The 12,592-nt window shown below is 53.3% G+C and carries 12 protein-coding genes, 2 pseudogenes and 1 other annotated feature; of the genes and pseudogenes, 13 read left to right on the top strand and 1 reads right to left on the bottom strand.

Annotated elements, in window-relative coordinates:
• The 7 genes and pseudogenes from SD71_RS23935 to SD71_RS09920 form a co-directional block, all read left to right on the top strand.
• A partial coding sequence (locus SD71_RS23935) for a hypothetical protein (protein ID WP_041062247.1) occupies nucleotides 1–208 on the top strand: 208 nt, incomplete at its 5' end.
• A 108-nt stretch (nucleotides 209–316) separates the two neighbouring features.
• Nucleotides 317–1,339, top strand: coding sequence for a thiamine-phosphate kinase (gene thiL, locus SD71_RS09895; protein WP_326998734.1), 1,023 nt, complete (start codon nucleotides 317–319; stop codon nucleotides 1,337–1,339).
• A gap of 8 nt (nucleotides 1,340–1,347) precedes the next feature.
• Nucleotides 1,348–1,866, top strand: coding sequence for a tRNA (adenosine(37)-N6)-threonylcarbamoyltransferase complex ATPase subunit type 1 TsaE (gene tsaE, locus SD71_RS09900; protein WP_041062249.1), 519 nt, complete (start codon nucleotides 1,348–1,350; stop codon nucleotides 1,864–1,866).
• Entirely contained in the window at nucleotides 1,863–2,657 is a 795-nt protein-coding gene (tsaB, locus tag SD71_RS09905; RefSeq protein WP_041062250.1) for a tRNA (adenosine(37)-N6)-threonylcarbamoyltransferase complex dimerization subunit type 1 TsaB, read from the top strand. Before tsaE ends, tsaB begins: the two co-directional genes overlap by 4 nt.
• 4 nt (nucleotides 2,658–2,661) lie before the next feature.
• Nucleotides 2,662–3,207 carry a ribosomal protein S18-alanine N-acetyltransferase gene (rimI, locus tag SD71_RS09910; RefSeq protein WP_041062253.1) on the top strand — a complete coding sequence of 182 codons (546 nt, stop codon included), beginning with the start codon at nucleotides 2,662–2,664 and terminating at the stop codon, nucleotides 3,205–3,207.
• Nucleotides 3,152–4,231 (top strand): tRNA (adenosine(37)-N6)-threonylcarbamoyltransferase complex transferase subunit TsaD, encoded by a 1,080-nt coding sequence (gene tsaD / locus SD71_RS09915; protein ID WP_082034165.1) that lies wholly within the window; start codon nucleotides 3,152–3,154, stop codon nucleotides 4,229–4,231. Before rimI ends, tsaD begins: the two co-directional genes overlap by 56 nt.
• Before the next feature lie 73 nt (nucleotides 4,232–4,304).
• Nucleotides 4,305–4,559, top strand: a binding site (T-box leader).
• A 394-nt stretch (nucleotides 4,560–4,953) separates the two neighbouring features.
• Nucleotides 4,954–6,506: pseudogene (locus tag SD71_RS09920) on the top strand (2-isopropylmalate synthase).
• A 515-nt stretch (nucleotides 6,507–7,021) separates the two neighbouring features.
• Here SD71_RS09920 and SD71_RS09925 read toward each other — a convergent pair.
• Nucleotides 7,022–8,938, bottom strand: coding sequence for an ABC-F family ATP-binding cassette domain-containing protein (locus tag SD71_RS09925; protein ID WP_041062257.1), 1,917 nt, complete (start codon nucleotides 8,936–8,938; stop codon nucleotides 7,022–7,024).
• 151 nt (nucleotides 8,939–9,089) lie between these two features.
• Here SD71_RS09925 and SD71_RS09930 point away from each other — a divergent pair, with 151 nt between their 5' ends.
• The 6 genes and pseudogenes from SD71_RS09930 (at nucleotide 9,090) to groES (ending at nucleotide 12,592) form a co-directional block, all read left to right on the top strand.
• Nucleotides 9,090–9,731, top strand: a complete 642-nt coding sequence (locus tag SD71_RS09930; protein WP_052476125.1) for a 5-formyltetrahydrofolate cyclo-ligase — start codon at nucleotides 9,090–9,092, stop codon at nucleotides 9,729–9,731.
• Nucleotides 9,731–10,231: a cyclic pyranopterin monophosphate synthase MoaC gene (gene moaC / locus SD71_RS09935; protein ID WP_041062260.1), complete on the top strand. Its 501-nt coding sequence runs from the start codon at nucleotides 9,731–9,733 to the stop codon at nucleotides 10,229–10,231. The genes SD71_RS09930 and moaC overlap by 1 nt, the downstream gene beginning before the upstream one ends.
• Before the next feature lie 42 nt (nucleotides 10,232–10,273).
• Nucleotides 10,274–10,776: pseudogene (locus SD71_RS09940) on the top strand (MogA/MoaB family molybdenum cofactor biosynthesis protein).
• 127 nt (nucleotides 10,777–10,903) lie between these two features.
• Entirely contained in the window at nucleotides 10,904–11,134 is a 231-nt protein-coding gene (gene tatA, locus SD71_RS09945) for a twin-arginine translocase TatA/TatE family subunit (protein ID WP_041062262.1), read from the top strand.
• Nucleotides 11,135–11,258: 124 nt separating this feature from the next.
• Complete coding sequence (tatC, locus tag SD71_RS09950; protein ID WP_041062264.1) at nucleotides 11,259–12,047, top strand: twin-arginine translocase subunit TatC; 789 nt, start codon at nucleotides 11,259–11,261, stop codon at nucleotides 12,045–12,047.
• A gap of 260 nt (nucleotides 12,048–12,307) precedes the next feature.
• Nucleotides 12,308–12,592, top strand: a complete 285-nt coding sequence (gene groES / locus SD71_RS09955) for a co-chaperone GroES (RefSeq protein WP_041062266.1) — start codon at nucleotides 12,308–12,310, stop codon at nucleotides 12,590–12,592.

A 12,592-nucleotide genomic window follows, 5' to 3' on the forward strand; every position in this document is an offset into this window, starting at 1 on the left:
ATGGGTCATGGGCGGTAGGCGGAAGCAGCATGGGATCGATGGGTTCCGATGGGCGGGTATGGGCGGCAGCAGCATGATGGGTGGAACCGGATATCTGCCGATGGACGGAACGCGTACGGCAATGGGCGCCATGGGACCTATGTCCGGCGCTATGCCGATGGATGGCGGACTTACGGCCGCTCTCGCGAATCTCGGCAACCGTCAATAGTCCGATACAAACGCGAAAACCCGTTCGGCGCCGCCGAACGGGTCTTTGCATGTTCAGGCACACCCCGATATAATTAATGACAAAATGACGTATAAAGGGGATTTTCCGGTGCCGACAATTGACGAGTTCGGACTCATTCGCGTCTGGACGGAAGACCGTCAGTCGAAGGAATTCCTGCAAGGCTCGGGAGTAATTCTGGGGATCGGTGACGACACTGCGATCGTGCAAGGAGCATCCGGTCAGGAATGGCTGCTGGCGATGGACACTATGGTTGAAGAGGTGCATTTTCTTTCGGATACCATGTGCGAAGAAGACATCGGTTATAAAGCCCTCGCCTCCAATATTAGCGATATTGCTGCCATGGGTGGTGTGCCCAAGTTCGCTCTCGTATCGGTCAGCATACCTCCGAACTGGAATGAGCAGCGCATGAAGAAAGTGTATGACGGTCTCTACGAGTGCGCTGCGCAGTATGAAGTGGCGGTTGTCGGCGGCGACACTACCGCTGCGCCGCGTCATTTGGTCGTCTCGGTTACGGTGATGGGCACAGTTGAAGCAGGCCGGGCTCTTCGCCGGAGCGATGCCGGTCCGGGCCAGTTCGTGTTTCTGACGGGAGCCACGGGATTATCCGCGGCAGGGCTTCACGGTTTATTGCCGAAACCTGAAGGCAGCCGAAGCCCGCGCCCACCGCAGCGATTAATTAAGGCGCATCAACGTCCTTCACCTTCCGTTAAGGCGGGCCGGCTTCTGGTCGAACAGGGCTGGGGGTCCGCACTCAATGATATAAGTGACGGCTTAGCTAGCGAGGCTTGGGAAATCGCGGAAGCGTCGAGTGTTCGTCTCATATTGAAGGAAGCCCAGCTTCCTTTGTCAGGGGAACTCGCTGCGTATGCCCACCGATGCCGGATCAACCCGCTGGATTGGGTGCTGTACGGCGGTGAGGATTATGTGCTGCTGGGCACTGCGGATCACCGGCATGAAGCGGCGATGAAGGAACAGTTTCGCGCGGAAGGAATACCTTTGTTCATTATCGGAGAAGTGGAACAAGGCGCGCCGGAAGTATTACTCGAAGCCTCATCAGGTCGCAGACAGCAAATTTTAAAACAGGGCTACAATCATTTCTCGAAGGGATAACCGGGCGCATGCAGCGAAATAACAAGGAGATTCACACATTAGAATTCGTGCTCCATGCACAGAACGAAGCGGATACGGCTCATTTTGCGGCGGCATTGGCGCAGCTTGCGGCACCTGGAACCCTTCTGGCGCTGGACGGCGATTTGGGCGCAGGGAAGACGAGGTTCGCACAAGCCTTTGCTCATGGGCTCGGTGTGCCTGGAACCGTGAACAGCCCTACTTATACGATTATTAAAGAATATGATGGCGGCAAATTGCCTTTTTACCATATGGATGTCTATCGATTGTCGCTTCCGGAAGCGGATGAGCTCGGATTGGACGAGTATTTTCACGGGGAAGGCGTAACATTAGTAGAGTGGGCCTCCATCATCGAACCGATCTTGCCGCCGGAACGGCTGCACATTCGGCTGGAAACAACAGGACCGCACTCGCGGAAAATCGTTTGCCGGCCTATTGGACAAAGGTATGAAGCCTGGTGCAGACAACTTCGACTGCGTAAGGCGGAAGAGGAGGGTACGGCAGGATGAAACACGATGCAAATGAAACGGGTGATCGCTCGGTCACCATACTGTCCTTCGATACATCCACCGCTTCGCTCGCTGCAGCTATAGTTAGAGACGGCGAGACTGTGGATTCAATTCTATCTTTCAGCGAACGCAATCATTCCGTTAAAGTGATTTCAGAGATCAAGGACCTGCTGCAGCGTAACGGTCTGAAAGCACAAGATATAGATGCGATTGCAGTCGGTCAAGGACCGGGATCTTACACCGGCGTCAGAATTGCAGTCACTGCGGCCAAAACGCTGGCTTGGACCTGGAACAAACCGCTTATCGGCGTGTCCAGCTTGGAAGCTTTGGCGCTTGGAGCATGGGAGTCTTTACAATCCGCTGACGAGAACATCGGCACAGATCGGGCTGTGTGGATCATCCCTCTCATGGACGCGCGTCGAGGACAAGTCTACACGTCGCGATATGCCGCCGGCCATCCGCGTAAATGGGAAACACTCGACGAAGACGGGATCAGGCTGATCGCCGGCTGGTCACAATTGCTGGAAAATGAAGCCACGGATGACGAACGAGTGTCTGCAGTTTGGTTCGTCGGCGAAGTCGCACCGCATTCCGCCGCTATCGAGATGGCGGAGCAGTCGGGCATGCGGCTTCGCACCTTGGCATGCGATATGGATGCGGGAGCATTAGGCCGGCTTGCGGAAATCCGTTTTCGTGAAGGCGGCCGGGATGATGTGCATTCTTTCGTTCCGAATTATACTCAGCTCGCGGAAGCGGAAGCCAAGCTGCTCGCAGCATCGCGGGGAGAGTGAAAGGATGCGGCAGAAGATAGAGGAAATCGAGGATCGCATGAATTACAGGAGCATGACTTTGGACGACATCGGCATGATCGTACAAATCGAGCGGGAGTCTTTCACCGCGCCATGGTCGGAAGAAGCCTTTCGCACCGAACTTACACAAAATGCTTTCGCCAAATATATGATTATGGAACTGGATGACAAGGTGTTGGGTTACGGCGGCATGTGGCTTATTGTCGATGAGGCGCATGTGACGAACATTGCCATCCGGGAGCAGTATCGGGGCCAAGGCTATGGAAAGAAGCTGCTCCGAGAAATGATGAAAACCGCGCTCTGGCTTGGTGCGCTGCGTATGACGCTGGAGGTGCGGGTCTCGAACGAAAGAGCGCAATCCTTATATCGTAAAATGGGATTCTACCCATCCGGCATCCGCCCGGCTTACTATTCGGATAATAGAGAGGATGCGCTGATTATGTGGGCGGAGCTTACGTCCAACGGATCGGCCGCCGATGCGGAAACGGCAGGAGGCCGGGAAGGGGACAGACATGAGTGGAATGGCAACTAAGCCGGACTATCTGATGCTTGCGATCGAAACGAGCTGTGACGAGACATCGGTTGCAGTCGTTAAAGGCGGCCGGCAAATACTTTCGAATATCGTTTCCAGCCAGATCGAGACACACCGCCAGTTCGGCGGCGTCGTTCCGGAGATCGCTTCCCGCAAGCATGTGGAGAGCATTACGGTCATCATTGAGGAAGCATTCAAAAAAGCGGGCGTAAGCCCGGGAGATATAGATACGGTAGCGGTTACGCAAGGGCCAGGGCTGGTGGGAGCATTGCTGGTCGGGATTGTGGCGGCCAAAAGCCTTGCTCTTGCGCTGGATGTTCCCCTCATCGGAACGCATCATATTGCAGGCCACATCTATGCGAATCAATTGATTGGGGATATTCTCTATCCTGCTCTCGCGCTCGTTGTTTCCGGCGGACATACAGAGCTTGTTCTGATCGAAAAGGAAGGACAATTCCGCATCGTCGGCCGAACAAGGGATGATGCGGTGGGCGAGGCGTATGACAAAGTCGCGCGCGCGCTCAAATTTCCTTATCCCGGCGGGCCGCATGTCGACCGTCTTGCGCATGAAGCGCAGGATGAGGTGGTGCTTCCGCGTTCCTGGCTGGAACCGGACTCCTATGATTTCAGCTTCAGCGGGTTAAAATCCGCCGTGCTGGCGGAAATCAACCGTTCCCGGATGAAAGGGGAAACTCCCGATTTTTCAGCTTTGGCTCGTGGATTTCAGCAATCGGTTATAGATGTCGTCACGGGCAAGGCGATGAGAGCAGCGGCGGAATTCGGCGTCCGGCAGCTGCTTCTCTGCGGAGGGGTGGCGGCAAACCGGGGATTGAGGGAGACGTTGACAGCCTTGTGCCGGGAGGCGAATTTACCGCTGTTGATCCCGCCCCATGTTCTGTGTACCGATAATGCGGCGATGATTGGCGCAGCTGCGGATTTGAAGTGGCGCAGAAGCGAGTTTACCTCACTCGATATGAAAGCAGAGCCGGGCTTCTCGTTGGAAGACTGGTCGGTCAAAGGGTAAAAAGACGGAATTGACAGATAATTTTCCGGTGAATATAATAAGATCAATCCCCGAAAAGCGGGAACATAGCCAAATAAACGCAAAGATCAGGAACAGTAGGGAATTCACCCGGCATACAGAGAGCTGCGGGACGGTGCAACGCAGCGGAAGGGAACCCGAAACTCGCCTGGGAGCGGACATGTGGAAGGATCGGCCTAAGTCCGATCAGTACACTTGTACGGTGAACCTCCGTGACAAGGTGTAAAGCGGATATTCCCCTTCTGGTATGGAGGCAGGGACATCAACAAGAGTGGTACCGCGGAAGGCCATCGTGCCCGCCGTCTCTTATTCAGGAGACGGCGGGCTTTTATATTAAGAACGCAATGAACGGGAGCAGTAGGAACCCCTTATCGTGCAGAGAGCTGCGGGTTGGTGCGACGCAGCCGTATAAGGGATCCGAACTCGCCCGGGAGCGGAAACGTGGATCGAAGGACGGCCTCCAGCCGCCATCGGGTACACGGGTACGGTTGGCCTCCGATATCGGGCGCTCGCCGCTTCCATCGACCGAACGATGGAAGCCGGCGCATAAGTGGGAGGAACAGTTCGCCGTTCGGAAGCGAACCCCTTCAAGCGGAGTGGTACCGCGGCGGCTCACAAGCCCGTCGTCTCTAGCCTTAAGAGACGACGGGCTTTTTGTCGTTCTCTCGATATGCCGTACTCACAATTTCAAGGAGGTTAACTTAATGACAAGCACAAACAAAAGACGAATTCAAATTTTCGATACGACATTGAGAGACGGCGAGCAAGCTCCCGGAGCATCCTTGAAACCCGAGCAGAAAATTGTCATTGCCCGCCAGCTTGCCCGCTTGGGAGTGGATGTCATAGAGCCCGGCTTTCCGATCTCCAGCCCCGGGGAGTTCGAGGCGATCCGGCAAATTTCACGCGAGCTTCAAAACGTAGAAATTTGCGGGTTTGCACGCTGCGTAAAAGCGGACATCGACGCTGCGGCAGCGGCAACGCAAGACGCGGCCCGCCGGCGTCTGCATCTGTTCATCTCTTCTTCACAAATACACCTGGATTTTCAGCTTCGTAAAACCCAGGACCAAGTTATTCGCATGCTGCGCGACATGGTTGCCTACGGAAAACAATTCGTCGACGAAATCGAGTTTTCACCCATGGATGCTTCCCGTTCAACTGAGGAGTTTCTTATTCAAGTGGTTGAGGCGGCCATCGAGGAAGGAGCAACGATCATCAACATTCCGGATACAATGGGCTACGCCCTGCCGGAAGAGTTCGGGCCGCTCTTTTCCCGGCTGCGTAAAGCGGTGCGGGGCGCAGACAGAGTGGTATTCAGCACCCACTGTCACAACGATTTAGGTTTGGCTGTTGCGAACAGCCTTGCTGCGATCCGCCACGGCGCAACTCAGGTCGAAGTAAGCGTCAATGGAGTCGGGGAGCGCGCGGGCAATTGTGCTTTGGAGGAGCTGGTTATGGCCGTTCAGACGCGGGGCGAGTCCATTGGGGTTGAAACCGGGATCCGCACGGATCAAATTTACGAGACTCCCGCTTGGTAAGCCGAACCATGCATTTTCCGGTTGCCTTTAACAAACCTATCGTCGGAAGAAACGCGTTCCAGCACGAGTCAGGTATCCATCAGGACGGACTGCTTAAAAACCGCAGCACGTACGAGATTATGGATCCGGAAGCTATGGGCATACCTCGGAGCATGATCATTCTGGGCAAACATTCCGGCCGTCATGCCATTAAACACAGGGCAGCAGAATATGGGGTGACGTTGGCAGATTCCGCGATGGACGACTTGTATCGACGATTCAAAGAAAAAGCGGATGAGCAGAAAATCATTACAGACGACGTTCTTCTCCAGCTGCTCGGCGAATCGACGGGCTCGAGCATAGAGCCGTTCACTTTAGTGGATTTGCAAGTGCTGGCCGGTTCCAACCGTTCCCGGATCGCGTCCGTTACCATAAGCAGCGCTGAGGATGGCATCGGCAAAACCTATACCGGAGCCGGTGAAGGTCCGCTTGAGGCGGTTATCCATTGTATCCGTCAAGCAATGCCTGTCGAGGCGGTATTCGAGGATTTGGAACTTCAATCACTTTCTACCGGTGAGGAGGCATTCGGGGAGGCGGTAGTTACTGTAGTGAGCAACGGACAAAGGTTCCGAGGCACTGCGATTCACCAGGACATCATTCTGGCCTCTGCACGTGCTTATGTCTCTGCCTGCAATTCCGCGTTGCTGGCGGACGGCAATCGAAAGGTGCGTAAAGAAGCTTAACTAGGTCCATTTAACCCGTTGTCAGCGGCTTATTTGCACACTCAGCCCCGGCTGAGCTCGTGTAAGCCGCTGGGAGCGGCTTATTTGCGCATTCAGCCACTGTTCAGCTCGTGTAAGCCGCTGGGAGCGGCTTATTTGCGCACTCAGCCGCGGTTCAGCACGTGTAAGCCGCTGGGAGCGGTTTAACTGCCCATATTACCGAATCAAGGACAGTAAAAACCCCTTTGTGGACAAGGTTATCCACAGGGCTTGTGGATAGTGGGGATAAAATTGTGAAACCGTTGGCGCAGATGACGGATGAAAAAATGAAGCGGGGGATGAGTTTTTCAATTCTCTTTTCATAGATTTGTGGATAATGGGGATAAATCGGTGGAAAAGTGTACCTTCTGCTAAAAAAAGACATAAAAACAGCCTGCGCACCAAGAAGAATGCGGAGGATTAAAAAATCCGCCGATCGCCCTTGTTATGCGCAAGCTGTGGATAGGCCTGTGTATAAGTAAAATAAATAAACCGATTTATTCTTCCATCAATTGTTCCCAAGCTTGGTAGGCCTCATCCAGTGCCTCACGCTTTTGCTCGGCTTCCGCCTGTTTATCCCGGAGTTTCATATAATCCGTGCTCAACTCCGGCGAAGCCATTTCCTCTTCCAAGCCGGTCAGCTCGGTCTCCAGCTTCGCGATATCCGCTTCCGCCTGCTCCCGTTTGCGCTGGCGCGCGCGTTCCTCGCGTTTTGCCTGCTTATCCGCTTCATAATCGCTTACAGACGGATCCGAAACTTTTGAGGAAATGGTATCCGCAGCGTTTTCCCACTCCAGCATTTCTTGTTTTTTCGCAACCATTTCGTCATAATTTCCGAGGAAATGCTCCGTCCCGTTCGGATGAAGCTCGACAATGCGATCAGCGATCCGATTCAGAAAATAACGGTCGTGAGATACGAAAATCAGGGTGCCGTCATATTCATCAAGCGCAGCTTCCAGCACTTCGCGGCTCATCAGATCCAGATGATTCGTCGGCTCATCGAGCAGCAGAACATTGGCTTTGCGCAGCATGAGCTTCGAGAGAGCTACCCGCGCTTTTTCTCCGCCGCTTAAGGAGCTGATTTTCTTCCGGACATCATCGCCGCTGAACAGAAAATTACCGAGCACGGTGCGAATTTCTGCTTCAGGAAGCTGGGGGAACGCGCTCCACAGTTCTTCAAGCACCGTATTGCCGGGATTCACTTCCCGTTGTTCCTGATCATAGTAACCGAGAGAGATTCCCGCTCCCCATTCAATGGTGCCGCTCCGCAATTCTAATTTGCCGATGAGCGTCTTTAACAAGGTCGTTTTACCGACACCGTTCGGTCCTAACAAAGCAAGCCTTTCACCTCTTTTAACCTCAAACGTAACGTTTTGAAACAGGGCTTCCAACTCCGGCTTAGGAGCTGCAGAACAATTAACGGCCCTAAGAACCTCTTTGCCGCTTCTTCGCTCAGTTGTAAAAGAAAAACTGGCTTGCCGCAGACTTCCCGGTCTTTCCAGCCTTTCAATCCGTTCGATCGACTTCTGCCGGCTCTGTGCCCGTCTCGTCGTAGATGCCCGCGCAATGTTGCGCTGCACAAAGTCCTCCATACGCGACAGTTCTTTGCGCTGCTGCTCATAGAGTTTAAGCTGTTGGGCGAAAGCTGCAGCCTTCAGCTCCATGAATCGCGTGTAGTTGCCCGTATATCGGATGGCCGCATGCCGTTCGATTTCTACGATGGAAGTAACCGTTGCGTCAAGAAAATAACGGTCGTGGGAGACGATGACCATAGCGCCGGAATACGAACGAAGATACTGTTCCAGCCAGCTCAATGTGTCGATGTCCAGATGGTTGGTCGGCTCGTCCAGCAGAAGCAGGTCCGGATGAACGAGCAGAAGTCTGGCCAATGCCAATCTCGTCCGCTGTCCGCCGCTTAAAGAGGAAACAGGCGTATCCGGGGCGAAATCTCCGAAGCCCATGCCGTGAAGAACGCTGCGAATGCGGTTATTCATCTCGTATCCGCCATTTTCCCGAAACTTTTCACTTAGATCGGCGAACTGGGAGACCAAGGATTCATAACGCTCCGGATTCTCCAGCTCGGCAGGGTCGGCCATGCGTTCCTCCAAGCCGCGCAAAATCCTTTCCTGCTCCAGGAGTGGTCCGAATGCCGAGATCATTTCCTCCATGATCGTGAGGTGTCCTTGGAGGCCTCCGTTTTGTGCCAAATATCCGATTCGCAGCTCTCTCGGTTTGGAAATCGAACCGTTATCCGCTGTTATTTCCCCGGCCAATATTTTGAGGAACGTCGATTTTCCTGCGCCATTTACGCCTACGAGGCCTATTCGCTCGCGTTCGTTTATTTGAAGTGAGACTCCTTCGAGTACGGGGGTCACGCCATAATGTTTGGTAATGCCTGATGATTGTAAAAGCAAGAGGTATCCCTCCGAAGATTTAATTTCGTCTTAATAATTCAAGTGTATCTTAAATGCAGGGGATCGTCCAAGCGGCATTCTTTTGGCGCAAATAGGTGAAAAATGATAAAATAGAACTACTTTTTGACGGATTAAAAGGTGGGTTTCCTTCATGGTAGCGTCACAAGGCAAGCCTGATAAAAGAGAATGGCGCAGCCGCATGACAGCCGTGCGGGAATCGCTGTCGGCGGATGAAAGGAAAAAGCGTTCCGATGAGCTCAGCCGTCTGGTGCAGGACCAAATCCTTATCCCCCTTCGGCAGAGTCTGAACCGGTCATTGAACTTATGCGCATACGCTGCTTTCCGCTCCGAGGCGGACCCGGTCCGGCTTCTCGAACAATGTTGGCAGATGGGGGACGCGATCTATGCTCCGGCAATTCTGCCGGCCCAAGAAGGAATGCAGTTAAGAAAGGTCGAAGCATTGTATAGCTGGATTCCCGGCAAATGGGGAGTGCCGGAGCCGGATCCCCGTCAAACGGCGCTCTGGGAAGACACGCAGCCGATCGACATTGTACTTGTCCCCGGATTAGCCTTCAGCAAGAATGGCGGCCGGCTGGGATATGGCGGCGGACATTATGACCGGCTGTACGAGGCCATGACGGCAAGCGGCAAGCAGAACCCGCTGTGGATCGGCTTTGCATTTTCCAATCAGGTTGTGGAAGAGCCGCTGCCGGTAGAATCCCATGATCTAAGGCTCGATGCTTTGGCTACAGATAAGGGTATTATTTGGTTCAACGATCAGGGGGGATTGTAATGGCTGATGCGGAAGATCGTCTGACCCATTTTAATGAACAGGGCCGCGCGGTTATGGTTGATGTGTCCGATAAGCCGGTGACAGCCCGGGTGGCCGTTGCGCAAGGGCTAGTCACGATGGCGCCGGATACGCTGCAGCGAATTAAAGCGGGTTCCGTGGCCAAAGGGGACGTGCTGGCTGTCGCTCAAGTTGCCGGTATTCAGGCCGCCAAGCGGACTTCCGATTGGATTCCGATGTGCCACCCGCTGCCGTTAACCGGCGTCAACCTGAAATTCGCGGATAACGGAGCCGATACTCTCACGATTACCGCCGAAGTGAAAACGACAGGCAAAACAGGCGTGGAAATGGAAGCACTTACTGCCGTCTCCGCAGCCGCGTTGACCGTTTACGATATGTGTAAGGCTCTCCAGAAGGATATGGTGATCGGTCCGGTGAAGTTATTGATAAAGAGCGGCGGGAAATCCGGCGATTATACCTACAACGCCGGAGAAGCCGAATAAGATTGCAATAGCGTCGCATTCATGGGAGCGGGGGGATGGAACATGCGTTGGAAGGTCGCTCTTTTGACGGCAAGCGATAAAGGATCGCGCGGGGAACGTGAAGATACAAGCGCCCAAGTTGTACGCGAGTTGGTAGAGGAAGAGCTGGGCGGAGACATAGTAGATTATCGCATCGTTCCTGACGAAAAGGATGAAATACGGGCAGCTTTGATTGAAATGGCGGATTATTTTCAGGCGGATCTGGTGTTGACTACAGGCGGCACGGAACTGGCGATCCGCGACGTCACTCCTGAAGTGACTCTTATGATTGCTGAGCGTGTTGTTCCTGGTATGGCTGAGGCTATGCGTGCAGCTGTAATGCAGCGCTCCCGCCGCGGCATGCTTTTCCGGGGCGTCTGCGCCATTCGGGGACGAACCTTGATCCTGAATTTGCCCGGGGATCCGAAGGGCGTCATGAACATTTGATGGCCGTTATGGACATGCTCCCGGAAGCATTGGATCAAGTGAAAGGGTTAAGAGGACTGAGTCAGGAACAAACCCTTTGAAGCAGCGGGCGGACAAATAATTGTCAAGGAAATACACTACTTCCGTGAACAATGGTATGATATGATACTGATATTAGGCGTAATGTCGGCATATTTTTGAAATAGATTGAGAACGGAGGTTATTCTCATGTCCGGAATTGGCGCTTCAGGAATTATATTGCTGGTACTTATTGCGCTGCTTCTGTTCGGACCGAACAAGCTGCCTGAATTAGGACGCGCATTCGGCCGCACACTGCGTGAATTCAAAAAAGGCGCTAACGATCTCATGGACGATTCCAAAGACCGTACCGCGGGTAGGGTGGACGTATCCCCCGAGGAGAACGAGCAGCCGAAGGCGGAACGCCGTCTCCCGGAATAACTCGGGTTTACCGGTATACATCAAGGGGCTGTCCCATTGCGCAGATAAGTGCTTGCGTGCGGGATAGCCCTCTTGTGCGAGTAAACACTTTGACGGACTACCGTATTAATCGAGGAGGCAAGCTATGGCGCAAAGTCCCGACTCCCGGCCGGATGAGAATTGGATGCCGGTATTGGAGCACGTAGGTGAACTGCGAAAGCGGATCATCTATTGTTTGATCGTATTTGTTCTCGGTCTGGTCGGCGGCTTATTCGGCGCCCAGCCCTTGTATGATTATTTGGTAGCCGCAGCCCCGGTGGAGCAGTTGAAATTGAATGTATTCTCCCCTTGGGACGCAATCGGCCTATATATGAAATTTGCGATACTCATTTCTTTCATTGCCGCCATCCCCTTCACCCTGTTTCAATTGTGGGCATTCGTGCGCCCGGCATTGGGAGAGAAGGAGCAGCGGTCCACGCTTCAATTTGTTCCCGGAGCGCTGCTTATGTTTCTGATCGGTCTTGCTTTTGCCTACTTTGTCGTTTTTCCGATGGCTTATCTGTTTACAGACAAAGTGTCGACCAGCCTAGGCTTGCAACAGTTGTACGGAGTGACGCAGTATTTCGCTTTTCTTTTCAATATTTTGCTGCCGGTCTCCTTACTGTTCGAGCTTCCTCTGATTATTCTGTTTCTCACCCGGATCGGAATCCTGAATCCGAGACTGCTGCAGAAAATGCGCAAAGTCGCTTGGTTTGCGCTCATAGCCATCGCCACGATGATTACGCCGCCGGATGTCGTTTCGGATGTGCTGGTCTCCGTGCCGCTCGTTCTACTGTATGAGTTCAGTGTGCTGCTGTCACGTATCGCCTATCGCAAACGTATTCAGGCACGTGAGAGCAAAGAGGCTCAATTGGCCGCGCAAGACAACCTTTAACAGGTCGCCATGGACTGTTGATCAAGGAATGAATGAGGTTCTTCCAAAAGGGAAACAATGGAAATCGTGACGATCGGTGCGGATCCGCTGCAGATGCGGATCCGTATTTTTTTTTGTGAAGGATTATCTCAAAAGGGCTTGAAAACCAACTTCAAAATCAGTATCATAGAAAATGGTTATTAGCACTTGACGCAATCGAGTGCTAACAGGGGTACAACCCGCAAAAAAACTTTACACCTATTTAAGAAGGAGGCTTTTTCATGATCAAACCTTTGGGTGATCGCGTACTTGTCGAAGCAAGCGCAAAAGAAGAAAAAACCGCAAGCGGCATCGTTCTGCCGGACACGGCGAAAGAGAAACCGCAAGAAGGAACCATTATCGCGGTAGGAGCCGGCGCACTGAACAAGGACGGCGAGCGGATCGCGCTGGAAGTCAAAGAAGGCGACCGTGTATTGTTCTCCAAATATGCCGGTACCGAAATCAAGTATGAAGGCAAAGAGTACTTGATTATGAAAGAAAGCGACATTCACGCAATCGTAGGCTGA

The sequence above is a fragment of the Cohnella kolymensis genome, from assembly GCF_000829465.1.
GTDB lineage: Bacteria > Bacillota > Bacilli > Paenibacillales > Paenibacillaceae > Cohnella > Cohnella kolymensis.

What these genes read in the sequence shown, in the direction of transcription:
- tsaE (WP_041062249.1), top strand. Translation starts at nt 1,348, where the DNA reads ATGCAGCGAAATAACAAGGAGATTCACACATTAGAATTCGTGCTCCAT.
- tsaB (WP_041062250.1), top strand. Translation starts at nt 1,863, where the DNA reads ATGAAACACGATGCAAATGAAACGGGTGATCGCTCGGTCACCATACTG.
- rimI (WP_041062253.1), top strand. Translation starts at nt 2,662, where the DNA reads ATGCGGCAGAAGATAGAGGAAATCGAGGATCGCATGAATTACAGGAGC.
- tsaD (WP_082034165.1), top strand. Translation starts at nt 3,152, where the DNA reads ATGCGGAAACGGCAGGAGGCCGGGAAGGGGACAGACATGAGTGGAATG.
- SD71_RS09930 (WP_052476125.1), top strand. Translation starts at nt 9,090, where the DNA reads ATGGTAGCGTCACAAGGCAAGCCTGATAAAAGAGAATGGCGCAGCCGC.
- moaC (WP_041062260.1), top strand. Translation starts at nt 9,731, where the DNA reads ATGGCTGATGCGGAAGATCGTCTGACCCATTTTAATGAACAGGGCCGC.
- tatA (WP_041062262.1), top strand. Translation starts at nt 10,904, where the DNA reads ATGTCCGGAATTGGCGCTTCAGGAATTATATTGCTGGTACTTATTGCG.
- tatC (WP_041062264.1), top strand. Translation starts at nt 11,259, where the DNA reads ATGGCGCAAAGTCCCGACTCCCGGCCGGATGAGAATTGGATGCCGGTA.
- groES (WP_041062266.1), top strand. Translation starts at nt 12,308, where the DNA reads ATGATCAAACCTTTGGGTGATCGCGTACTTGTCGAAGCAAGCGCAAAA.